The sequence below is a fragment of the Streptomyces flaveolus genome, from assembly GCF_014648815.1.
Lineage (GTDB): Bacteria > Actinomycetota > Actinomycetes > Streptomycetales > Streptomycetaceae > Streptomyces > Streptomyces flaveolus.
Window position 1 is genome coordinate 329,588 of sequence record NZ_BMRV01000007.1, and the last position, 22,447, is coordinate 352,034.

The 22,447-nt window shown below is 74.1% G+C and carries 21 protein-coding genes; 10 read left to right on the forward strand and 11 right to left on the reverse strand.

What is annotated here, in order from left to right:
• Positions 1-73: 73 nt before the first annotated feature.
• The gene (locus IEZ05_RS19250; protein ID WP_189231376.1) at positions 74-304 is read right to left on the reverse strand and encodes a heavy-metal-associated domain-containing protein; all 231 of its coding nucleotides are present in this window, start codon (positions 302-304) and stop codon (positions 74-76) included.
• Positions 305-505: 201 nt separating this feature from the next.
• Between IEZ05_RS19250 and IEZ05_RS19255 the strand changes: the two genes are divergently transcribed.
• On the forward strand, positions 506-1,474 hold the full coding sequence (locus tag IEZ05_RS19255) for a hypothetical protein (RefSeq protein ID WP_189231456.1): 969 nt from the start codon (positions 506-508) through the stop codon (positions 1,472-1,474).
• 9 nt (positions 1,475-1,483) lie between these two features.
• Here the strand turns inward: IEZ05_RS19255 and IEZ05_RS19260 are convergent, their stop codons facing one another.
• Positions 1,484-2,263 (reverse strand): DeoR/GlpR family DNA-binding transcription regulator, encoded by a 780-nt coding sequence (locus IEZ05_RS19260; protein ID WP_189231377.1) that lies wholly within the window; start codon positions 2,261-2,263, stop codon positions 1,484-1,486.
• 147 nt (positions 2,264-2,410) lie between these two features.
• Between IEZ05_RS19260 and IEZ05_RS19265 the strand changes: the two genes are divergently transcribed.
• Both IEZ05_RS19265 and IEZ05_RS19270 read left to right on the forward strand, forming a co-directional pair.
• The gene (locus IEZ05_RS19265) at positions 2,411-3,292 is read left to right on the forward strand and encodes an SIS domain-containing protein (RefSeq protein ID WP_189231378.1); all 882 of its coding nucleotides are present in this window, start codon (positions 2,411-2,413) and stop codon (positions 3,290-3,292) included.
• Positions 3,293-3,354: 62 nt separating this feature from the next.
• The gene (locus IEZ05_RS19270) at positions 3,355-4,215 is read left to right on the forward strand and encodes a class II fructose-bisphosphate aldolase (protein ID WP_189231379.1); all 861 of its coding nucleotides are present in this window, start codon (positions 3,355-3,357) and stop codon (positions 4,213-4,215) included.
• Here the strand turns inward: IEZ05_RS19270 and IEZ05_RS19275 are convergent.
• Positions 4,205-5,338: a methyltransferase gene (locus tag IEZ05_RS19275; protein ID WP_189231457.1), complete on the reverse strand. Its 1,134-nt coding sequence runs from the start codon at positions 5,336-5,338 to the stop codon at positions 4,205-4,207. The genes IEZ05_RS19270 and IEZ05_RS19275 overlap by 11 nt on opposite strands.
• A gap of 98 nt (positions 5,339-5,436) precedes the next feature.
• Between IEZ05_RS19275 and IEZ05_RS19280 the strand changes: the two genes are divergently transcribed.
• Together IEZ05_RS19280 and IEZ05_RS19285 are read left to right on the forward strand one after the other, a co-directional pair.
• Positions 5,437-6,111, forward strand: a complete 675-nt coding sequence (locus IEZ05_RS19280; protein WP_189231380.1) for an alpha-ketoglutarate-dependent dioxygenase AlkB family protein — start codon at positions 5,437-5,439, stop codon at positions 6,109-6,111.
• 35 nt (positions 6,112-6,146) lie between these two features.
• The gene (locus IEZ05_RS19285) at positions 6,147-7,385 is read left to right on the forward strand and encodes an ROK family protein (protein ID WP_189231381.1); all 1,239 of its coding nucleotides are present in this window, start codon (positions 6,147-6,149) and stop codon (positions 7,383-7,385) included.
• Here IEZ05_RS19285 and IEZ05_RS19290 read toward each other — a convergent pair.
• The 3 genes from IEZ05_RS19290 to IEZ05_RS19300 form a co-directional block, all read right to left on the reverse strand.
• Positions 7,382-7,795 (reverse strand): VOC family protein, encoded by a 414-nt coding sequence (locus IEZ05_RS19290; protein WP_189231382.1) that lies wholly within the window; start codon positions 7,793-7,795, stop codon positions 7,382-7,384. The two genes, IEZ05_RS19285 and IEZ05_RS19290, sit on opposite strands and share 4 nt — an antisense overlap.
• A gap of 88 nt (positions 7,796-7,883) precedes the next feature.
• Positions 7,884-8,471, reverse strand: a complete 588-nt coding sequence (locus IEZ05_RS19295) for a DUF4865 family protein (RefSeq protein WP_189231383.1) — start codon at positions 8,469-8,471, stop codon at positions 7,884-7,886.
• Positions 8,472-8,489: 18 nt separating this feature from the next.
• A complete protein-coding gene (locus tag IEZ05_RS19300; RefSeq protein WP_229869754.1) occupies positions 8,490-9,062 on the reverse strand; it encodes a TetR/AcrR family transcriptional regulator in 573 nt (190 codons plus the stop codon).
• A gap of 179 nt (positions 9,063-9,241) precedes the next feature.
• Between IEZ05_RS19300 and IEZ05_RS19305 the strand changes: the two genes are divergently transcribed.
• From IEZ05_RS19305 to IEZ05_RS19315, 3 genes are read left to right on the forward strand one after another with little or no spacing between them, the layout of a single operon-like run.
• Complete coding sequence (locus IEZ05_RS19305; RefSeq protein ID WP_189231385.1) at positions 9,242-9,526, forward strand: SHOCT domain-containing protein; 285 nt, start codon at positions 9,242-9,244, stop codon at positions 9,524-9,526.
• Positions 9,523-10,272 (forward strand): ABC transporter ATP-binding protein, encoded by a 750-nt coding sequence (locus tag IEZ05_RS19310; protein WP_189231386.1) that lies wholly within the window; start codon positions 9,523-9,525, stop codon positions 10,270-10,272. Before IEZ05_RS19305 ends, IEZ05_RS19310 begins: the two co-directional genes overlap by 4 nt.
• A complete protein-coding gene (locus IEZ05_RS19315) occupies positions 10,269-12,830 on the forward strand; it encodes an ABC transporter permease (RefSeq protein WP_189231387.1) in 2,562 nt (853 codons plus the stop codon). The genes IEZ05_RS19310 and IEZ05_RS19315 overlap by 4 nt, the downstream gene beginning before the upstream one ends.
• 556 nt (positions 12,831-13,386) lie before the next feature.
• Here the strand turns inward: IEZ05_RS19315 and IEZ05_RS19320 are convergent.
• Entirely contained in the window at positions 13,387-13,911 is a 525-nt protein-coding gene (locus IEZ05_RS19320) for an ATP-binding protein (RefSeq protein ID WP_189231388.1), read from the reverse strand.
• A gap of 185 nt (positions 13,912-14,096) precedes the next feature.
• The gene (locus tag IEZ05_RS19325) at positions 14,097-14,420 is read right to left on the reverse strand and encodes a hypothetical protein (protein ID WP_189231389.1); all 324 of its coding nucleotides are present in this window, start codon (positions 14,418-14,420) and stop codon (positions 14,097-14,099) included.
• A 344-nt stretch (positions 14,421-14,764) separates the two neighbouring features.
• Between IEZ05_RS19325 and cds1 the strand changes: the two genes are divergently transcribed.
• Entirely contained in the window at positions 14,765-15,937 is a 1,173-nt protein-coding gene (gene cds1, locus IEZ05_RS19330) for an L-cysteine desulfhydrase Cds1 (protein ID WP_189231390.1), read from the forward strand.
• On the opposite strand, the gene IEZ05_RS19335 is transcribed toward cds1, so the two are convergent.
• Positions 15,934-16,407 (reverse strand): SRPBCC family protein, encoded by a 474-nt coding sequence (locus IEZ05_RS19335; RefSeq protein WP_189231391.1) that lies wholly within the window; start codon positions 16,405-16,407, stop codon positions 15,934-15,936. The two genes, cds1 and IEZ05_RS19335, sit on opposite strands and share 4 nt — an antisense overlap.
• 92 nt (positions 16,408-16,499) lie before the next feature.
• Complete coding sequence (locus tag IEZ05_RS19340; RefSeq protein WP_189231392.1) at positions 16,500-17,321, reverse strand: DeoR/GlpR family DNA-binding transcription regulator; 822 nt, start codon at positions 17,319-17,321, stop codon at positions 16,500-16,502.
• A gap of 274 nt (positions 17,322-17,595) precedes the next feature.
• On the opposite strand from IEZ05_RS19340, the gene IEZ05_RS19345 reads away from it, so the two are divergent.
• Positions 17,596-19,977, forward strand: a complete 2,382-nt coding sequence (locus IEZ05_RS19345; RefSeq protein ID WP_189231393.1) for a hypothetical protein — start codon at positions 17,596-17,598, stop codon at positions 19,975-19,977.
• Between the two features lie 20 nt (positions 19,978-19,997).
• Here IEZ05_RS19345 and IEZ05_RS19350 read toward each other — a convergent pair whose 3' ends face one another.
• Positions 19,998-22,445: a right-handed parallel beta-helix repeat-containing protein gene (locus tag IEZ05_RS19350; protein ID WP_189231458.1), complete on the reverse strand. Its 2,448-nt coding sequence runs from the start codon at positions 22,443-22,445 to the stop codon at positions 19,998-20,000.
• Positions 22,446-22,447 lie beyond the last annotated feature (2 nt).

Consider the following 22,447-nt stretch of genomic DNA (forward strand, 5'->3'; position numbering starts at 1 on the left):
CCTCGGCCGGGACCCGGTGATCCGGGTCCCGGCGGTGCGGCGTGCGGCGTGGGCGCGGGGGAGTGCGGACCGGTCAGACGCGGCCGGTGAGCCCGTAGCCGGCCTCGTCGACGACCTCCGCGATCACGGCGTCGTCCGGCTCGGCGGTACCGGTGACGGTGACCCGGCCTGCGGCGACCTGTACGTCCACGGCGGTGACGCCGTCCAGCTCGCCGATCACCCGGGTCAGCGTCGCCTTGCAGTGGCCGCAGCTCATGCCGGAGACGGCGTAAGTGGTGCTGACGGCGCGTGCGGTGGAAGCCATGGGTCCTCCGGATAGGTGACGCCCCGAATACGGGGCTGGGGTATGCCTGCCGAGAACATGTATACCCCTGGGGGGTACCGAACGCAACCCTCGACGGCGACTTGACTGCGTACCCCCTGGGGGTATGGTGAAGTGCATGAAGAGGCGCCCGCAGGAGCCGGGCGCCCGGCAATCGAGGAGACGACCGCCATGAGTACGGGACTGAACACCGGACTGAGGATCACCGCGTTCACCGCCGCCCTGGCCGCCACGTTCGGCACGGCGTACGGCGTGGGCAAGGTCGTCGAGCCGGTCGTCGCGGACGCCCCGCCGGCCGCCCACGAGGAACACGCGGGCGAGCGGTCGGACCCGGGTGGGGACGGCGGCCACGCGGGTCACGAGAGTGAGCCTGCCGGCGGCCTGCAGATCTCCGAGAACGGCTACACGCTCGACCTCGCCACCCCGCGCGTCACCGCCGGTCAGCGCACCGAGCTGCGCTTCACCGTCCGCGACGACGACGGCAGGGCCGTCGCCGCGTACCAGCGCGAGCACGACAAGGAGCTCCACCTCATCGTCGCCTCACGCGATCTGGTCACCTACCGCCACCTGCACCCCACCCGCGCCGCCGACGGCACCTGGAGCACCCCCGTCGACCTGCCCCGCGCGGGCGGCTACCGCGTCTTCGCCGACTTCACCCCGGCCGAGAAGGGCGCGGAGAACCTCACCCTGGGCGCGGACCTCGCGGCCGGCGGCGCCTACGAGCCCGCGGACCTGCCGGCTCCCGGCAGCACCGCGCGGACCGGCGGCTACCGGGTCGAACTCGCCGGGTCCCTGAGCCCCGGCAAGGCGGGCGAGCTGAAGCTGAAGGTCTCGCGAAACGGCGCACCCGTCACCGACCTCCAGCCCTACCTCGGCGCCTACGGCCACCTCGTCGCCCTGCGCTCCGGCGACCTCGCCTACCTGCACGTCCACCCGAACGGCGAACCCGGCGACGGCACCACCAAGCCCGGCCCGGAGATCTCCTTCACGGCCACCGCGCCCAGCACCGGCACCTACCGTCTCTTCCTCGACTTCCAGCACCAGGGCAAGGTCCACACCGCCGCGTTCACCGTGCGGGCCGGATCGGCCCCCGCCGGACAGGAGACGGCACCGAGCGCCACGCCCGAGCACACCGACGGCCACGCCCACTGACGGGCCGGGCTACGCCATGACGACCCGGATCCCCGCCTCCTCGAACCGCTGGACGGTCTCCGGGTCGGCCGCGCCGTCCGTGACCAGCGTGTCCACCGTCTCGGCGGCGCAGATCCGGGCGAACGCCCGCCGGCCCAGCTTGCTGGAGTCGGCGGCCACCACCACGCGCTCGGCGCGCTCGCACAGCAGCCGGTTGATCGCGGCCTCCGCCTCGTCGTGGGCCGCGGCGCCGTGCGTGACGTCGAGGGCCACGACCCCCAGTACCGCCACGTCGAGCGTGACCTGGCCGAGCACCCCGTCCGCCAGCGGCCCGATCAGCTCGTAGGACTGCGCCCGGGCCACCCCACCGGTCACCACGATCTTGAACTGCGGCCGGACCGCCAGCTCGTTGGCGATGTTCAGCGCGTTCGTGACCACCGTCAGCGCCGGCGTGCCGGAGGTCAGATCGGCGCGCACCGCCAGAGCGCGCGCCACCTCGGTGGTGGTCGTGCCCCCGGTCAGGCCCACCGCCTCGCCCGGCGCCACCAGCGCGGCGACGGCCTGCGCGATGCGCTGCTTCTCCGAGGCCCGGCGGGCGGTCTTGTAGCGCAGCGGCAGCTCGTACGACACCCCGTGGACGACCGCGCCCCCGCGCGTGCGCACGAGCATCTGCTGCTCCGCCAGCCGGTCGAAGTCACGGCGGATCGTCGCGGCCGACACCTCGAGTTCGGTCGCCGCCTCCTCGACGTCCAGGCGGCCTCGCTCGACGAGCAGCTCCAGCAGCGCCTTCCAGCGGGCGTCGCGCGACATCCGCGCCTCCGTTCCTCGATCTCCCGCCGACCCTAGCGCACGGTCCTCCTCTGCCTGATTGCTTGATAGTGCTCGAAAGTTCGCTGTATCTTGCAGAAACAATCAAGGGAGCCAGGTCCACTCAGGGACTGATCGGGAGTGTGCGGCATGACGTACGTCGAGGACGAGCTCAACAGCCAGCCCGAGTGCTGGACACGCGCCGCCGCCGAGGCGGCCGGGCACGCGAAGGTGCTGCCGGCGGCGGGGGAGCGGGTGGCGATTGTCGGCTGCGGCACCTCGTACTTCATGGCGCAGTCGGTGGCGGCGCTGCGCGAGGAGGCGGGCCTGGGCGAGACGGACGCCTTCGCCGCGTCCGAGTTCCCGCGGGGCCGCGCCTACGACCGTGTCGTGGCCCTCACCCGTTCCGGCACCACCACCGAAGTGCTGGGCCTGCTCGACGCGTTGAAGGGCCGTACCCGCACCGTCGCGCTCACCGCCGACCCGGACACGCCCGTCATGGCCGCCGCCGACGACGTCGTCGTCCTCGCGTACGCGGACGAGCGGTCGGTCGTGCAGACCCGGTTCGCGACCACGGCCCTGACCCTGCTCCGCGCCCACCTGGGCCTGCACACCGAGGCCGCCGTCGCCGACGCCCGCACCGCACTCACCAGCGAGCTGCCCCAAGGGCTCGTCGACCGCACCCAGTTCACCTTCCTCGGCCGCGGCTGGACGGTGGGACTGGCCAACGAGGCCGGGCTGAAGATGCGCGAGGCCTCCCTGTCCTGGACCGAGGCGTACCCGGCGATGGAGTACCGGCACGGCCCCATCAGCATCAGCACCTCGGGCACGGCGACCTGGATGTTCGGCGAGGCCCCCGACGGACTGGCCGAGCAGGTCCGGGACACCGGTGCGCTGTGGGTGGCCGGGGACCTCGACCCGCTCGCCGAACTGGTCCGCGCCCAGCGGCTCGCCGTCGCCGTCGCCGCCTCCCGCGGCCTCGACCCGGACCACCCCCGCCACCTCACCCGCTCGGTGATCCTCGCCCCCTGACGCCCGTCCGACGCCCGAGAAGCACCGAGAAGAACCGGGAAAGTCCGGGAACAGGAGACTCCGTGCCCCTCGCCACCACCGGCGACCTGATCACCCGCGCCGCCGGCGTGCGCTCCGCCGTCGCCGCGTTCAACGTCATCACCCTGGAGCACATCGAGGCCGTCGTCGCCGGCGCCGAGTCCGTGGGAGCACCCGTCGTGCTCCAGGTCAGCGAGAACGCGGTGAAGTTCCGTTACGGCCGCCTGCTGCCGCTCGCCCGCGCCGCGGTCGCCGCCGCCGAGGCCGCTGCCGTGCCCGTCGCCCTCCACCTCGACCACGTCCAGAGCGACGCCTTGCTGCGCCAGGCCCCGGACGCCGGATTCAGCTCCGTGATGTACGACGCCTCACGGCTGCCGTACACGGAGAACCTCGCCGCGACCCGGGCCGCCGCCGACTGGGCCCATGCCCAGGGGCTGTGGATCGAGGCCGAGTTGGGAGAAGTGGGCGGCAAGAACGGCGAGGCGCCGCTCGACGCGCACGCGCCCGGCGCCCGCACCGACCCCGCCGAGGCCCGTGCCTTCGTCGCCGACTCCGCGGTGGACGCCCTGGCCGTCGCCGTCGGCAGCAGCCACGCCATGACCACACGTACCGCCGCACTCGACCACGACCTGCTCAAGGAGCTGTCCGGAACGCTGGACGTGCCGCTCGTGCTGCACGGCTCCTCCGGAGTCCCGGACGGCGAACTCGCCGCGGCGGTCGCGGGCGGCATCGCCAAGGTCAACGTCGGCACCGCGCTCAACATCGCCATGACGGGCGCGATCAGGGAGTACCTCGCCTCCCACCCCGACGCCGTCGACTCGCGCCGCTACCTCACCGTGGGCAGGGAGGCCATGGTGCGGACCGTCGCGGCGCTCACCCGGGTGGTCACCGGCGCTACCGCTTGACGGCCTTCAGCACCACGAACTTGCGGTCGCTCGCCACGAGATGGCTGTTGCCGAACAGCCGCCGCAGCTTGACGTGGTAGCCGAGGTGCCGGTTGCCGACCACCCACAGCTCACCGCCGGGGCGCAGCACCCGCTTCGCCCCGGTGAACATCCGCCACGCCGTGGCGTCGGTCGTCGCCTGGTGGGAGTGGAACGGCGGATTGTTGAGCACCAGGTCCACGCTGCCGTCCGGCACCCCGGCCAGCCCGTCGCCGACCCGGAACTCCGCCTGCCCCGGCACCCCGTTCGCCTTGTACGTGGCCTCCGCCGAGGCCACGGCCTGGAACGACTCGTCGGTGAACAGGACCTCGGCGTCCGGATCGGCCAGCGCCACCGCCGTACCGACCACGCCGTTGCCGCAGCCCAGGTCCACCACCCGCCGGGCGCCCCGGCCGTCCGGCAGGTGCTGGAGGAAGAGCCGGGTGCCGATGTCGAGCCGGTCCGCGCAGAAGACGCCGGCGTGGTTGACGACCGTCCGGCCCGAGAGCGCGCCGATACCCTCGGGCAGCGGGTAGCTGAGCGGCCACGGGTTGGCGGGCCGTGCCCGCGCGGGATCGGGCGTGCTGAAGACGAGCCGTGCCTTCTTCTCGGCGAGCGAAGTGCGGGTCGGGCCGATGATCCGCTCGAACAGCGCGAGCGTCGAGGTGTGGATCTCCTTGACCATGCCGGTGCCGACGACGACCGTGCCCTCGTGCACGGCGGGCGCCAGCCGCAGCAGCTGGTCCTCCAGCAGCGCCAGGCTCTTCGGCACCCGCACCAGCAGGACGTCGATCCGCCCGGGCGGCGGGTCCTGCGTGGTGAGCAGCCGCACCGAGCCGGGCTCCACGCCGTTGCGCGCCAGGTTGGCGCGGGTCGCCTCCTGGGCGAGGTGGGAGTCGGTGATCTGCACCGGCCGGTGCGCCGCCAGCGCCGTCACCAGCGCACCCCAGCGGTCGCCGGCCACCACGACCGTGCCGGACAGCGGGACCTCCTGGTCCGCCAGATGCCGGAGCAGGTACTCGTCGGAGGCGTCCCAGGCGCGCAGCCGGTCGCGCGGATCCTCGGGGAAGCGGGCCAGCGTGTGCTCGCCCCACGGAGTCGTCATACGGTCGCTGCGGTCGTTCATCGTGCGTCCAGGCTAGCGGAGCCGCAGCTCAGACCGGATCGGGACGGTCGGGCGGGGCGGTCGGGCAGGATGGACGCATGGACGCCGAGCTGTTCCCGAGGGACCGCACCGAGGTCGCCCCGGGCGCGGTGCACCTGCCGGACTGGCTGGACGCCGGCCGGCAGCGCGAGCTGCTGCATGCCTGCCGGGAGTGGGCACGCCCGCCCGCCGGACTGCGCACCGTCCGCACCCCCGGCGGCGGCACGATGACCGCCCGGCAGGTGTGCCTCGGCCGGCACTGGTACCCGTACGCCTACGCCCGCACCGTCGTCGACGGCGACGGCGCCCCGGTGAAGCCGTTCCCGGCCTGGCTCGGCGACCTCGGACGCCGCGCGGTGACCGACGCGCTGGGCGCGGAGGCGGCCACGGCGGCGGCCTACGACATCGCGCTGATCAACTTCTACGACGCCGACGCCCGCATGGGCCTGCACCGCGACGCCGAGGAGCGGGCGGACGCGCCCGTGGTCTCCCTGAGCCTGGGCGACACCTGCGTCTTCCGCTTCGGCAACCCCGACACCCGCAGCCGCCCCTGGACCGACGTCGAACTGCGCAGCGGCGACCTGTTCGTCTTCGGCGGCCCGTCCCGGCTCGCGTACCACGGGGTGCCCCGGGTGCACGCGGGCACCGCACCGCCCGAGCTGGGGCTCACCGGGCGACTGAACATCACCCTCCGGGTCAGTGGCCTCCAGGCACCCCGGGCCGGCGGCCTGTAAGTGCACGGCCGGCGGATCATGGGAGACTCCCCCTCATGAGCGGCAAGGCGGACCCCCGGACGGCGGGGGAAGGGACCACCTCGAGGACGCGGCTGGACCGGGGGCGCGGCGCGCTCGGACCCGCGTTGGAGCTCGTGCACACCGGACGCGCCCCCACCCGGGCCGTCCTCACCGCCGAACTCGGAGTGACCCGCGCCACGGCCGGCGCGGTCGCCGCCGAACTGGAGGCACTCGGCCTGATCCGGGTCGACGCCCGGCCCGGCGCCGCGGCCGGTTCGCAGGGCCGTCCCTCGCACCGGCTCGCCGTCGCCGAGGACGGCCCCGTCGCCCTCGCCGCCCAGGTCCACGCGGACGGGTTCCGCGCGGCCCTGGTCGGTCTCGGCGGCCGGCTCGTCGCCACCGCGCCCGGCTGCGAGGTCGTCGACGCCGATCCGGCGAAGGTGCTCGGTTCCGTCGTCGAGGCGGGCGCCGACCTGCTGCGGCAGACCGGGCGGCGCTGCGTCGGCGCGGGACTCGCCGTCCCGTCCGCCGTCGCGGAGCCGGAGGGCCTGGCCCTGAACCCGCTGCACCTGGCCTGGCCGGCCGGCGCCCCGGTGCGGCGGATCTTCGCCGAGCAGGTGCGCGCCGCCGGCATCGAAGGACCCGCCTTCGCGGCGAACGACGTCAACCTCGCCGCCCTCGCCGAACACCGGCACGGCGCCGGACGCGGCGCCCGCGACCTGCTCTGCGTCGCCACCGGCCACCGGGGCGTCGGCGGTGCGCTCGTCCTCGACGGCCGCCTGCACAGCGGCAGTTCCGGTCTCGCCCTGGAAGTCGGACACCTCACCGTCAACCCCGAGGGCCGCCCCTGCCACTGCGGCAGCCGCGGCTGCCTGGACGTGGAGACCGACCCGCTGGCCTTCCTCACCGCGGCCGGACGCAAGCCCGGCCCCGAGGTGTCCCTGCTCCAGCAGTCCAAGGACCTGATCCGCGGCCGGTACGACGACCCGGCCGTCCGCACCGCCACCGAGGCCCTCATCGACCGCCTCGGCCTGGGGCTGGCCGGCCTGGTGAACATCCTCAACCCGGACCGGATCATCCTCGGCGGACTGCACCGCACCCTCCTGGACGCCGACCCGGAACGGCTGCGCGCCGTCGTCGCCGACCGCAGCCTGTGGGGGCAGAGCGGCAGCGTGCCGATCCTGCCCTGCACCCTGGACCACAACAGCCTGGTCGGCGCGGCCGAGTTGGCGTGGCAGCCGGTGCTGGACGACCCGCTGGGGGCGCTGGTCTAGGCCCTGTCGTCCCAGGGCGTCGGCCGGTCGCCGCCGCTCGGCGCGTGACCGAGGTCGATGACGCAGAACCTATTGCCGTCCGGGTCGGCGAGGACGACGAAGTCGGGGTCGGGCGGGTAGAGGTCCCAGTCGACGGCCTGTGCGCCGAGCCCGATCAGCCGCCGCCCCTCGGCCTGTTGCTCCTCCGCCGTGTCCGTGAACAGGTCCAGGTGCAGGCGGGGATGCGGCTCGACCGGGGACTCGCTGCGCATCACGGCGAGGGCCCGCCCGGAGCCGTCGGCGTGCTCGAGCGTCCGCCATGTCCCGCTCGCCCACTCGTCACGGGCGACCAGGTCGAGCGCAGCCGTCCAGAACGCCACCGCGCGCGGCACGTCCGTGACACCGAGGACAGGGAATCCGAGTCTCAACATGGGCCAGAGCCCAGGCGCTTGGGCCGTGAGCGTCGGCCAGGGTCCGTAGGGGGCGACTCCGTGGTCCTGAGCGCCGTCCGCACCGCGCTCACCACTGGCGCCCGCGCGGCAGCCGGTCCCGCCCGGGCGCGGAGACGTGCAGCACCTCGAACACGTCCCCCTCGGCCCCGTCCGGTGCGCCGTGCGCGAAGAGCGAGAAGTGGACCAACTCCCACCGGCTGGTGTCCACGACCGCCGCCGACAGCACGGCACCGTCCAGCGCCGCCAGCCGCCCGTTCTCCCGCACCGCCTCCGTCGCCACTCCCGTCAACGGCACCCCGTTCGGCACCGGCCGGCGGCTGCGCACCGCCACCCGCGCCGGGGCACCGGCGGCGCCGCCCTCCTCGTACGCCAGGCCCGTCCACTGGCGGACCGAGGGCCGCCCGAAGTCGTCGGTGGGCCGCTGGAAGGCGCCCTCCCACAGGAAGGAGTTCATGCCCTCCACGGTGTTCCACAGATAGAACGGCGCGTACTCGTTGACCGTCGAGCCGCGCACTCCGCGCTCCCGCATCAGGTACGCCTTGAGTCCGAGACCGGTCCAGTCGTCGAGCAGGTGACCGGTCCGGGCCACCCGCTCGCGGATGACGTCCATGGAGTAGTCGGCGGGCAGGGTGAACGCGTACTGCATGGCGTGCATGTGATGTCCCCTCAGTCGTCAGCGGGCAGGGGTGCCGGCCGGTGCGAGCAGCGACAGCAGCCCCCGGACGGCCGCGTCGAAGGCGGCGGGCGATCCGGACGCGCGGGCGAGGACGTAACCGCCCTGGACGGTCGCGACGACGGCCGCCGCGATCTCCTCGCCGTCCAGCGAGGGCGTGAACTCGCCCTGCTCCCTGCCCTCCTCGACGATCCGCGCGATCCGCTCCCGCAGCCAGTCCAGCGTCTCGTCGACGGGTGCGCGCAGGGCCTCGTCGGCGAACACGTCCGGGTCCATCGTCAGCCGTCCGACCGGGCAGCCGCGCAGCACGTCGCGCTCGCGCCGCAGATACGCCTCGATGCGCTCGTACGGCGTTCCCGGACCGTCGAGCACCGCCGCGGCGGTGGCCCGCATCTCCTCGGCCGTCCGCCGGATCGCGGCGAGCGCCAGATCGGGCTTGCCCGTGAAGTGGTGGTACATGCTGCCCTGCCCGGCGCCCGCGCGCTCCAGGATCGCCTTCGGGCTGGTGCCCACGTAACCGCGCTCCCACAGCAGCTCGCGCGTGGACTCGATCAGTCGCTCCGAGGTGCTCATACCGCCACTGTACATACTAGTAGTTACAGAATTCGGGAACGGAGGGAGCAGGCCCGGACCGCCGCACTGCTCCCCGCGCGGTACGCACACTGCCGCCGGCCGTACGACGACCCGGACCCCCCGCCGGGACGACGCTCGGAAGCGACACACAGGACATCGCCACCGAGGAGCTGGACGACATGCAGACCCTGGCACACTTCGCCGACGGCGGGCCCGGCCCGTGGATCCTTCTGTTCCCGGTGATCTGGGCGCTGGTCATCGGCGGCGGCATCACCCTGCTGCGCCGCACGGTGTGGCGCGGTCGCCGCGGCCCCTGGCGCCCGCCCACCGCCGAGGCCAACTCGCCCATCGCCGTACTCGGCCACCGCTTCGCCTCCGGCGAGATCGACGAGGACGAGTACTGGCGCCGGCTGTCCGTGCTCGACGAGCAGTTCGGCCGGACCGGCAAGGGAGGTGCGGCATGACGTCGACGACCCTCACCCGCGCCGCCGCCCGGGTCGTCGACGCGGTGAAGGTGTACGGCGGTGGCGACACCGCCGTACGCGCCCTGGACGGGGTCAGCGTGGACTTCCCGGCCGGCCGCTTCACCGCCATCATGGGACCGTCGGGCTCCGGCAAATCGACCCTGATGCACTGCGCCGCCGGCCTCGACACGCTCACCTCGGGCGCCGCCCACATCGGCGACACCGACCTCAGCACCCTCGACGACCGCCGGCTCACCCTGCTGCGCCGCGACCGCGTCGGCTTCGTCTTCCAGGCGTTCAACCTGGTCCCGACGCTCACCGTCGCCGAGAACATCACCCTGCCCCTCGACCTGGCCGGGCGGCGCGGCGACGCCGAGTGGGTCGACGCGCTGATCGACGTCGTCGGGCTGCGCGGGCGCCTGCACCACCGGCCCGCCGAACTCTCCGGCGGCCAGCAGCAGCGCGTCGCCGTGGCCCGCGCCTTCGCCGGGCGGCCGGACGTGGTCTTCGCCGACGAGCCCACCGGCAACCTCGACTCCCGCTCCGGCGGCGAGGTGCTGGGCCTCCTCGGCCGGACCGTGCGGCAGACGGGCCGCACGGTCGTCATGGTCACCCACGATCCCGTCGCCGCCGCCCACGCGGACGAGGTCGTCTTCCTCGCCGACGGGCGCCTCGTGGACCGCATGGAGTCCCCGACCGCCGACAGGGTCCTGGACCGGATGAAAGCCTTCGAGGTGCCGTCATGAACGCCTCCGTCCGCCTGAGCGTCTCCTCGCTCAGGGCCCACAAACGGCGCTTCGCCGGAACGTTCCTCGCCGTCTTCCTCGGAGTCGCCTTCCTGGCCGGCACCCTGGTCATGGGCGACACACTCCGCGCGAGCTTCGACACCCTGTTCGGCAACGCCACCAGCGGCACGGACGCCGTCGTGCGCAGCGCCGACGCCATCATCACGCCCGGCGAGAGCCAGGGCGTACGGCAGCCGGTCGGCACCGACCTGCTGCGGACGGTCGAGAAGGTCCCCGGCGTCGCCGCCGCCGCGCCCAGCATCCAGGGCGCCGGCCAGCTCGTCGGCGCGAACGGCGACCCGATCGGCGGCCAGGGCCCGCCCACCCTCGCCGGCAACTGGATCACCGACCCCGGACTCAACCCGTACCGCCTCGCCGAGGGCCGCGCCCCGCAGAGGTCCGGCGAGGTCGTCGTCAACCGGGGCGCCGCCGACAAGGGCGGCCTGGAGATCGGTGACACCACCACCCTGCGCACCCCCGACCCGGTCTCGGTCACCGTCGTCGGCCTGGCGACCTTCGGCGGCGAGGACGGCATGGCCCAGGTGACCTTCACCGGCATGACCCGCGCCGACGCGGAGAAGTACCTCACGGCGCGGCCGGGCGAGGCGGCGAGCATCCAGGTGCGGGCCGGCCCCGGGGTCGGTCAGCAGGAACTGGTCGACCGGCTGGCTCCCGTCCTCCCGAAGGGCGTCGAGGCCATCACGGGACAGGAGGCCGCCCAGGAGAACACCGACATGATCTCCAGCCAGTTCCTGACCCTCTTCACGACCTTCCTGCTCGTCTTCTCCGGCATCGCCCTGCTGGTGGCGACCTTCTCCATCCACAACACGTTCGCCATCGTCGTCGCCCAGCGCACCCGTGAGAACGCCCTGCTGCGCGCCCTCGGCGCCTCCCGGCGCCAGGTCACCACCGCCACCCTCGTCGAAGCGGCCGTCGTCGCCGTGACCGCGTCCGCCGCCGGACTCGCCGGGGGCATCGGCATCGCGGCCGGACTCCAGGCGCTGTTCCCGGCGATCGGCTTCCCGTTCCCCGGCGGCGCCCTCGTGGTCAGTGCCCTGTCGATGCTGCTCCCGTTCGCCGTCGGCGTCGTCGTCTGCCTCGGCTCGGCCCTGCTGCCCGCCGCCCGCGCCGGCCGCACCGCGCCCCTGGCCGCGCTCCGCGAGACGGCCGTCGACACCTCCGGCGCCTCCCGCGCACGAGCGGTCACCGGCATGGTGCTGATCGCGCTCGCCCTCGTGCTGACGCTGACCGGCGTCCTGCTCTCCCCGTCCGTCTGGGCGGCGGGAGCGGGCGCCGTACTGGCCCTGGCCGCCTTCGTGGTCCTCGGCCCGGTCGCCTCCTCCACCGCCGTACGCGTCCTCGGCGCCCCGCTCGACCGGATGCGCGGCGTCACCGGCGCCCTCGCCCGGCGCAACGCCCTGCGCAGCCCCAAGCGCACGGCCGCCACCGCGGGAGCGCTGATGATCGGCGTGGCCGTCGTGTCGCTGTTCACGGTGTTCGGCGCCTCGCTCAAGGCGACCATGGACCAGACCGTCTCCCGCTCCTTCGCGGGCGACGTCGCCGTCAGCGCCCCGTCCTTCGGCGCGGGCGGCAGCGGCCTCAGCCCGCAGCTGGCCGGTGAGGTGCAGCGGCTGCCCGAGGTGGACACCGCGGTCGGACTCGGCCGGGGCGTGGCGGAAGTCGACGGTGAGGGACGGGCGTTGACCGTCACCGATCCGGTCGCGCTGGAGCGCACCTTCGACCTCGGCACGGTCCGCGGCTCGCTCGGCACCCTCGGCGCGGACGGTATCGCCGTGACCGCGAGCGAGGCGGACAAGCAGGGGCTGGGCACCGGCGACACGGCACGGCTCACCTTCACCGACGGCCGGAGCGAGAACTTCACCGTCCGCGCGGTCTACGGGCAGTCCGAACTCGCCGGCGACTACGTCATCACCCGCGCCGCCTGGGCCCCGCATCGCACCCAGGACTCCGACACCCTGGTCGCCGTCTCCTTCAAGGACGGCGTGAGCACCGACGCGGGCAGGGCGGCGGTCGAGAAGGTCGCCGACCGGTACGGCAACCCCGAGGTGCAGACCCGGGAGGACTACGCGCAGTCCTCCGCCGGCGGTATCGACATGATGCTGACCCTCGTCTACGCGTTGCTCGCCCTCGCGGTACTGATCGCGCTGCTCGGCATCGCCAACACGCTGACGCTGGCGGTCCACGAGCGCACCCGCGAACTCGGCCTGCTCCGGGCCGTCGGGCAGACCCGTGCCCAGCTGCGGGCCATGGTCCGCTGGGAGTCGGTGCTGGTCGCCGCCTTCGGCACGGTCGGCGGACTCGGCCTCGGCGCCTTCCTCGGCTGGGTGCTCGTCGAGGCCTCCGACGGCGCGTCGGACAGCGCCTTCGCCTTCGCCGTGCCGCCCGTGCAGCTCGCGGTGGTGGCCCTGGTCGGCCTCGCGGCCGGCGCCCTGGCGGGTCTGCGTCCGGCCCGTCGCGCGGCACGCCTGGACGTACTGCGGGCCATCGCCACGGAGTAGCTCCGCACCGCAGCCCGGCACAACCGGCCGGCATCCCCGCCCCGCGCAGCGACGCGGGCGGGGATGCCGGCGCCGTGCTGCGGGAAGGAGGAGCGGGAGGGACCAGGTGCGGGCGCCACCGTGGCTGCGACGCGGCTCACCCGAGGAGACCGACTCGGCGGTCCCGGCGTGAGGACGCGACGGAGCCTGCGCCCGGCTCACTCGCCGGTGGCATGGCCCCGCGGCCCGGCGACGCGGCGGCCCGGCAGGCGGCGGCTGTGGCTGGGGCGCCCAGTTCTGGGTCCACGTGGGGACCGACTCGGCGGTCCCGGCGCGAAGGCGCGACGGAGCCTCGCCCGGCTCGCGTCGTCGCGCCACCGCTGCCGTACCCACGAGCCCGGGGCGCGTCCGCCCCACCGGATCCCGCCGCGCCGCCCCTCGCCCCCGCCCGTACAGCGGGTGCCTGACGGGCAGTCAGGAACCGTTGCCGACAGGGACAGTGGCGGGTACCCCACGGCGCGGCCCCGCCCACCGGACGGCGCCGCACGGCCCGCGGCAGCGAAGGGTCACCGCCCGGTCAGCCGGCAACGGCCGACCGGGCGGGAGCGGGTTGCGGTCTGCCCAGTTCGACGGCGCGCTCGACCTCGGCGAACGCCCCGACGGGCACCTCGTCGACCAGGCGGCGTGGCGGCCGCGCGGCGACGGGGGCGACCGTGGGGAGCGTGAACCAGACGACCTTGCCGGACTCACCGTCCGGCCGGGCGCCCCAGCTCTCGCTCATCGCGGCCACCATCGCGAGCCCGCGCCCGCAGGTGGCGAGGGGCTCCGCGTCGTCCACCACGGGCAGACGCGGATCGTGGTCGCGCACCGAGACCGTGAGCCGGTCCAGGAGCAGTTCTATCTCCACGGTGCACGTCTTGTCGGGCGCGGCATGCAGATGGACGTTGGTCAGCAGCTCCGTCACGCCGAGCGCCGCCCGGTCGATCAGGGAGTCCATATGCCAGTAGCGCAATTGCGCAGATACGATTCTGCGGACCTGGCCGATCCGCGACGGCAGGGCTTGGAGCTCCACCGTGCAGTGTCTGCTTGGGTGACTGATCACGGCTGCGACTCCCCGACATAGAGGTCCGGAAGAACACGGAGTTCGGATCCAGCAGGGCGCACGCGGCGCATCGCCGCCTGCTGTCATGACCGGCGGGCTGGTTCGCAGCGTTATCGCCGGTAAACCCAGAGTGACGTGAGACCAGAGTGACGCAAGGGGTGAGGCACCGCAAGTTACGGACATCTTCAGCCGTTGCGCCCCGCCGCCCTGCGCACGGCCTCGATGAAACGGCGTGCGGCCGGCGGGCCCGGCTCGCCGGGAGCGGGGTCGCGTTCGCCGAGGGTCAGCAGGTACCGCTTGCCGTTGAGGTCGGCGAGCGCCCGGTCCTCCGTGGCGAACCAGGGCCGGGAGGCGCGCACGGCCTGCACCGGTGCGCTGTCTATCTCGCTGCCGTAGCTGGTGAGCAACTCCAGCCTGCCGCCGCTGATCCGGACCTGCCCGGCCCGGGTGAGCGAACGCAGCCGCTTGCCGATCCGCACCCCCGTGGCCGTGAACTCCGGCTCCGTCATGCCGCCGCCCCCTCGTGCGCGTCGGTCTGCCGGACCATGGCACCGCGGGGGGCCCGGTACCGGCTCGTGTCGTGCTCCAGTGTGCGCCCGTGACGGGACCCCGGTCCCGCCGGGTGCAGTCTGCCCGCACCCGGCGTCGAGCACCAGTACGCGCCGCTCCTTTCCGGGGTCGCCCGGAGCACTCGCGCGAATGCGCCCCCACCCGTCCACAGCCCTTGTCCCAGCCCGCCTTTGGGGCACTCAAAGGTGTGTTTATGCAGGTGAGAAGCGTGCGCAGGGTGCTTATGATCGGTGTGCACCGGCCGCGCGAGGCGCCGTCGGAGCGCAGCGTAAGGAGCCCCGTCGTGAGCACCCCCCAGCAGTCCAGGACCGGCGCCACCCTCGACGTCGACCACAGCGACGCCGACTACCGCGCCTGGCTGAAAGAAGCCGTGCGCAAGGTCCAGGCCGACGCCAACCGGTCGGCCGACACCCACCTCCTCCTGTTCCCGCTGCCGGAGCGGTGGGGCATCGACCTCTACCTGAAGGACGAGTCGACCCACCCGACCGGCAGCCTCAAGCACCGGCTCGCCCGCTCACTCTTCCTCTACGGCCTGTGCAACGGCTGGATCCGGCCGGGCCGGCCCGTGATCGAGGCGTCCAGCGGCTCCACGGCCGTCTCCGAGGCGTACTTCGCCTCACTGATCGGCGTGCCGTTCATCGCCGTCATGCCGCGCACGACCAGCGCCGAGAAGATCCGCCTGATCGAGTTCCAGGGCGGGCAGTGCCACTTCGTGGACGACTCCCGCAGGATGTACGAGGAGTCCGCCCGTCTCGCGGCCGAGACCGGCGGCCACTACATGGACCAGTTCACCTACGCGGAACGGGCCACCGACTGGCGCGGCAACAACAACATCGCCGAGTCGATCTTCCGCCAGCTGCGGCTCGAGCGGTTCCCCGAGCCGGCGTGGATCGTCGCCACGGCCGGCACCGGCGGCACCTCGGCGACCCTCGCGCGCTATGTGCACTACATGCAGTACGACACCCGCGTCTGCGTCGCCGACCCGGAGAACTCCTGCTTCTTCGACGGCTGGACCACCGGCGACCCGGACGTCACCTGCGACTGCGGCTCGCGCATCGAGGGCATCGGCCGGCCCCGCATGGAGCCGAGCTTCGTACCCGGGGCGATCGACCGCATGATGAAGGTCCCCGACGCCGCCAGCGTCGCCGCCGTGCGGGCCCTGGAGCGGGCCATCGGCCGCAAGGCCGGCGGGTCGACGGGCACCGGGCTGTGGAGCGCGCTGAAGATCGTCGCTGAGATGGTGGCCGAGGGACGCCACGGCAGCGTGGTGACCCTGCTGTGCGACCCGGGCGACCGCTACCTCGACAAGTACTACTCCGACGCGTGGCTCGCCGAACAGGGCCTGGACATCCGTCCGTACGCCGCGGCGATCGAGTCGCTCCTGGCCACCGGCGCCTGGCCCGAACGACCGCGGGCGGGCCTGGACGGACGGAGGGACCGCGCGGACGCGTCCTAGCGCACGGCCAGCCGCCGGTCCAGTGCCGCGACCGCGTCCCGGAAGGCCCGCCCCAGTGCCGGGCCGCCCAGGCGCACGACCCCGCGGAAGGGCGCCGTGCCGTCGGCGGCGAACGTCCACCGCACACGCGTCCCGGTGCCGGCCGGTGCCAGCCGCCACTCCTCGGCGATCGCCCGGGCTCCCGGCGCGTTGGTGACGTCCACGCGGTACGCGTACACCTCGCAGGGCCGGGCCGCCAGCACCGCCTCCAGGAAGCGCCCACCGCCCACGAGCCGTATCTCGCGCCCCGCTCCCTCGGCGATGGGCCGCGCGGAGGTCACCGCGGAGAACCACGCGGACCAGCCCGGCACGTCTTCGGCGAGCGCGCGGTAGAGGTTCTCGGGCGCGGCGGCGGTCTCTGCCGAGAACACCAGACGTACGGGCGCCGACTCGACGAAGTCGAGCCCCACCGGACGCAGACGGCGAGCCATGGACGACGACCCCCTCGTGACGAGCCGCGGACGCGGACGACCCGCGAAGTCCCGTCACCCTAGCGGCGGACGCGCCCGCTGTCAGCAGGGCCTCAGTCGCCGCTGTCCGGCTCGCCCGCCACGACCAGCCGCAGATGTTCCGCGATCTCCGCGCGCGCGTCCGCCGGCAGACCGCCGTCGGTCACCAGCGTGTCGACCTGTTCCAGCGCCGCGAAGGAACTCAGGCCCACCACACCCCACTTGGTGTGATCGGCGACCACCACCACCCGCCGCGCCGACTGCACCAGCCGCCGGTTGGTCTCCGCCTCCGCGAGATTCGGCGTCGACAGACCGGCCTCGGTCGATATCCCGTGCACACCGAGGAACAGCAGGTCGAAGTGGAGCGCCGCGATCGCCTGGTCGGCGACGGGCCCCACCAGCGAGTCGGAAGGGGTGCGCACACCACCGGTCAGCACCACCGTGGCCGTGCCCTGCCGGGCGCCCGAGGTGCGCTGCGCCACGTGGAACACGTCGGCCACCCGCACCGAGTTGGTCACCACGGTGAGATCCGGCACGTCCACCAGCCGGTGCGCCAGCGCGTACGTCGTCGTACCACCTGACAGCGCGATCGCGGCGCCCGGCGTGACCAGCTCGGCCGCGGCCCGCGCGATGTCCTCCTTGGCCGTCGGCTCCAGACCCGACTTGGCCTCGAACCCCGGCTCGTGCGTGCTCGCCTCGACCACCGGCACCGCACCGCCGTGCACCTTCTCCAGCACGCCCTGCCGGGCCAGCGCGTCGAGGTCGCGGCGGACCGTCATGTCCGACACACCGAGCTTCCGGGTCAGTTCGTTGACCCGGACGCCACCGCGGCGGCGCACCTCGTCCAGGATCAGGGCGCGCCGCTGCTCCGCGAGGAGGTTCGCATTCTCACTCACGTACGCTTCGGTCCTTTCGCCGCAAAACCGTCCGACACGCCCCGCCCACCCGCTCCCACGAGGAGTTCTCCCCGCTCCGGTGCGCGGACGTCCCATCCTCGCACGCCCCACCACAGGCCGCGCCACCGGCTGCGGGAGCGCACGCGCCACTCCCGCCCCGCCGGTCACACGGTTCGGGGAGATTCCGTGCCGAGGGGTGTGCGACGCCCGCGAAGTGGAGATCCTTGTGCCCGCACGGACACGGCCGACGGCGCGTCACGGGGGAGTGCGGACAGTGGAACAGGCGCAGGAGAGGACCGGAGCCGGCGGCGGGAGCGACCCCGCCGTCCCGGGCCCGCAGTCCCGGGAGACCGGCACCGCCCTGGAACTCCTGGTGCACGGCGTGGGCGGTACGACACCCGCCCAGATGCTGGACGACCCGCGCACCGTGCGGATCACCGGCGACCACATCGCGGCCGTCTTCCGGCGCACCGAGGACGCCGACGCCGAGTCCCGGCCCGAGGACTACCGCGGCCGGCCGGTGCCCGAGGCCTACGTCTGGTGCAACCTCACCTCCGGCAACGGCACCCGTGCCCTGTGGCTGCTGCTCCTGCCGTTCATGGTGGTCAACCTCGCCCACTGGATGCGGCCCATCGCCCACGGCCGGATCCGGACGGTCCGGCTCTACGGGCTGCTGGTGCGGCTCGCCGCACTGACCCTGACGGTGCTGCTGGTCGCCGCGGCCTGCGAGGTCGCGATCGACCTCGTCGCCTGGCAGTGTGCGGGCACGCGCGCGTGCGCCCAGCGGCACTCCTGGCTGGGCTTCCTGTCGCCGGCGGGTCCGGCCGCCGGCTGGTGGAGCCCGCCCGGCCGCCGGCTCGCCCTCGCGGCCGCCGTGCCCGCCGCGCTCACCGGCCTCCTGTGGTACCTGTCCCTGCGCACCTGGCGGGCGTACGAGTCCCAGCAGCCGATGGACCGCACCGCCGACCCCGAGGGCGACCCCGGCCGCACCGCCCTGAACCGGCCCGGGTTCTGGTACGGGCGACGCCTGGTGGCCCGGCTCCGGGCCACGCACACCGCCATGGGCCTGCTGACGGTCGCCGCCGCGGTCGGCGTGCCGGCGGCCCGCTTCGACCGGGCGCCCGGCGGGCCGGCGCTGCTCGACGCGCTCGGCCGGCTGCTGGAGGCCGCCCTGGTCGTCGGGGCGGTCGCGGCGGTGGGCGTGACCTGTCGCCGGGGCCGCAGCGAGCACCGCCTCGACCGGGAACTCGACCGGCACCTCGTACGACGCCTGCCGCTCGCCGCGCTCGTCCTGCTCGTCCTCGCCCTGGTGTACGGCGGCTGGGCCCGCCCGGGGTGGACGTCGGCCGGCCGGCTGCCCGGGGACATGACCTTCGGCGGCATCGCCCTGGTGCAGGGACTGCTGGTGATCCTCATCGGCGTGGTCGCCCACACACTGCACCGCGCCCTCCCCGACCCGCGCGCCGCGATCCGCGGCCTCGGCGGTCCCGCCGTCGCCATGCTGGCCTGCGCACTGGGGGGCGTGATGTCCGGCGGGGTGGCGCAGCGGGTGTCGGACTGGCTGGACGGCACCGGCACGTCCATCGACGGGCCGCCCGTCCTGCTGACCTGGCAGGCGTCCGTCATCCCACCGCTGATCCTCGTCGTGCTGCTGCTCTGTGCCGCCCTGGCCCGGCGCACCTGGCGCCTCGCCCGGGCGGAGCGGGACGCCGTGGAGGGCGATCACCCCGGAGAGGCCGGGGACCCGGCCCGCACCCGCCGCATCGCGACCGCCCGCGCCATGGCCGCCCTCACCGACCGGGGCCCCCTCGTCGTCGCCATCACCTCCGTCGCCACCCTGCTGCTGGGCGCGGCGGCCCTCGTGGGCGCCCTGGCGACCGACCAGGTGCCGGCCGACGCCGCGCGCGGGACGTACGCCGTCGTGCACGGAGCCGCGCAGACCGCGCAGGCGCTGGGCTCCTGGCTCATCGGCCTCGGCTTCCTACTCTTCGTCACCTGGGGCCGGCGCGCCTACAAGGATGCCTCCGCCCGGCGCACCATCGGCATCCTGTGGGACGTCGGCACCTTCTGGCCGCGCGCCGCCCACCCCTTCGCACCGCCCTGCTACGCCGAGCGCGCGGTGCCCGACCTGACCTGGCGCATGGCGACCTGGACCCGCGCCACCGGCGGGCGCCTCGTCATCTCCGGGCACTCGCAGGGCAGCGTCCTCGCCGCCGCCGCGGCCTGGCAACTGGCGCCCTCCGCACGCAAACGGGTCGCCCTGCTGACCTACGGCTCCCCGCTGGAGCGCCTCTACGGCCGCTGGTTCCCCGCCCACTTCGGACCCGACGCGCTCGGCTCCCTGCACCGGGACGTCGACTGCTGGCGCAACCTCTACCGGCGCACCGACCCCATCGGCGGCCCGATGCGGCTGCCCGGCGACTGCGGCCCGGCCGTGGACCGCGAAGCCCTCAAGGACCCGCTGACGTACGGCCGCACCGATCTGCACCCGCTGCCCGCGCCGATCCTGGGCCACTCCGACTACCAGGCCGACCCGGCCTTCGCCGAGGAACGGCGCCGGCTGCTGGCCCGGCTGCGCCCGGAGGTGCCGGCGCCGCGCCACACCGGCCAGGCACCGCCCGTCCCGGGCGCGGACGGCGGCCCCGGCGGCTGCTAGGGCCCCGCCCCGGCGGGGCCCTACCGGGGCGGCTCCGGCAGGTCCTCCTCGTAGAGCAGGCTCAGGTCGTCCGTGCTCGGGTCCGCCAGCTGGGCGACGCGGCTCGCGTGCCGCTCCACCATCGCCTCGAAGGTCTGGCGCGCGGTGCGGCCGTTGCCGAAGGCCGGGCCCTTGGGGATCGCCGTGAAGTACCGTGTCAGCGCCTCGGGCACGCCCGGCGCCAGCCGGTACTCGTGCTCCTCGGCCTGCTGCTCCACGATCCGCAGAAGTTCCTCGGGCCCGTAGTCGCCGAAGGTGATGGTCCGTGAGAACCGGGACGCCACACCGGGGTTGACCGACAGGAAGCGCTCCATCTCCGCCGTGTAGCCCGCGACGATCACCACGACCGCGTCCCGCTGGTCCTCCATCAGCTTCACCAGCGTGTCGATGGCCTCCTTGCCGAAGTCCCGGCCCGCGTCCTCCGGGGACAGCGCGTACGCCTCGTCGATGAACAGCACACCGCCACGCGCCCGGTGGAACGCCTCCTGGGTGCGGATCGCCGTGGAACCGATGTGCTCGCCGACCAGGTCGACGCGGGACACCTCGACGAGATGGCCCTTCTCCAGTACGCCCAGGGAGGCGAGGATCTCGCCGTACAGCCGGGCGACCGTCGTCTTGCCGGTGCCGGGGGAGCCGGTGAAGACCAGGTGCCGTTTGACCGAGGCGGCCTTCAGCCCGGCCTGCTGCCGGCGCCGGCCCACCTCGATCATGTCGGTCAGGGCCCGGACCTCGCGCTTGACGCTCTCCAGGCCGACCAGCGCGTCCAGTTCGCCGAGGACGGCCTTCGACGTCCGCGCGGGCTCCTCGGGGCCGGTGCCCGCGATCAGCGGCTCCTGCTCGGTGCTGCGCTGCCCGGGGATCGAGCCCAGCAGACCGCCGGGGGAGTGGCCCACCGTCTCCACGGCCGTCTCCCGCGCGGGGGGCGGCGCCAGAGCGCCGCCGCTCTCGTCACTGGCGCAGTCCTCGACGAGCGGTCCCGAGTCGGACGACGCGTCAGGGCCGCCGTCCGCGAACTCGAAACCGCCGCGCGCGCACCGCTCCGTACGGCACTTCCGCAGCGTCGTACGGCAACCGTCGATCACATGGAAGCCGTAGCCGGCGCTGCCCGTCACCCGGCAGCCGAGGAAGCTGCCGCGGCCGCCCGCCGACACGTACACCCCGGCCTCGGAGGGGGAGTCGACCGTGCAGCGCTCGATGGTGGGGTCGGCGCCCTTGGTGACGATCACGCCGGTGCGGTTGCCGACCAGGGTGCAGTTGTTCAGGGTGCCGCCGCTGCCGTGGTCACGGAACCACGCGCCCGTCGCCGCGTCCCGGATGCGGCAGTCGTCGAGCTGCGCGACGGCGCCGTCACTCACCGAAACCGCCGTGTTCCGCACCTGGGACAGGTCGCTGTCCACGACGTCCGCGCGCGAGCCGCGGTCCAGCACGAACAGTGCGTCCGGCACGTCGTGCACCCGGCAGGAGTCGAGCACCGCGGTGGCGCCGTCGCTGACCCAGACCGCCGGGTAGTCGCCCGTGCTGTCGAAGATCTCGCACTGGTTGGCATCCACGCGGGTGCCCGGGTCCCACACGGACAGGCCGTTGCGCCCGAACTGCCGCACGCTGGTGCGGGTCAGGGTGAGCACGGAACGGGAGCGCAGGTCGACCGCGTTCTCCGGGATGTCGTGGATGCGGCAGTCGGCGAGCGTGAGCACGGCGTCGGTGTCGAGCGTGACGCCGTCGGAGGTGGTGCGGTGCACGTCGCAGTCGGTCAGGTGCGCGGTGGCCCGGCCGGAGACCTGGACGCCGCTGCCCCGCACCTCGTAGATCTCGCACCCCACCGCTTCCAGCGCGGAGTGCTCACCGGTCGCCGTCAGCCCCGAACCGGCGGCGTGGTGGATCCGGCAGCGCTCCAGCCGGGGGTGTGCGCCGGAGCGCACCGCGACACCCGCCTGGCCGGCCGAGACGACCTCGCACTCCTCGAACACCCCGCCCCCGCCGTCGAGGACGGCGATGCCGATGCCCGCCGGGTTGTCGACGGTGCAGCGCCGCACCGTGGGCCGGGCGCTGCCGCGCACCTCGATGCCGGACGCGGACCGCGTGACCACCCGGACGTCCAGCAGCTCGGGGGTGCCCTCCTCGACGAGCACCGCGGGCGCCGCGGCGTCCTGGCCCTCGACGTGCAGGTCCTGGACGACGGCCGAGGCACGCAGCGTCAGCGGCACCCCGTCGACGGGCGCGATCCGGACCGAACCCTGGGCGCCCTCGGGCCCGCGCAGGGTCACGGCCCGCTCGACGACGAGGTTCTCCCGGTAGGTCCCGGGGGTGATGGTGAGGACGTCACCCTCGGCCGAAGCCTCCAGGGCGGCGGCGAGCGATGCGTACTCACCCGTGCGGCGCCGCCACCGCGAGGTGCCGGTGTGCGTCACCTGGACCGTGCCCTGTGCCATGG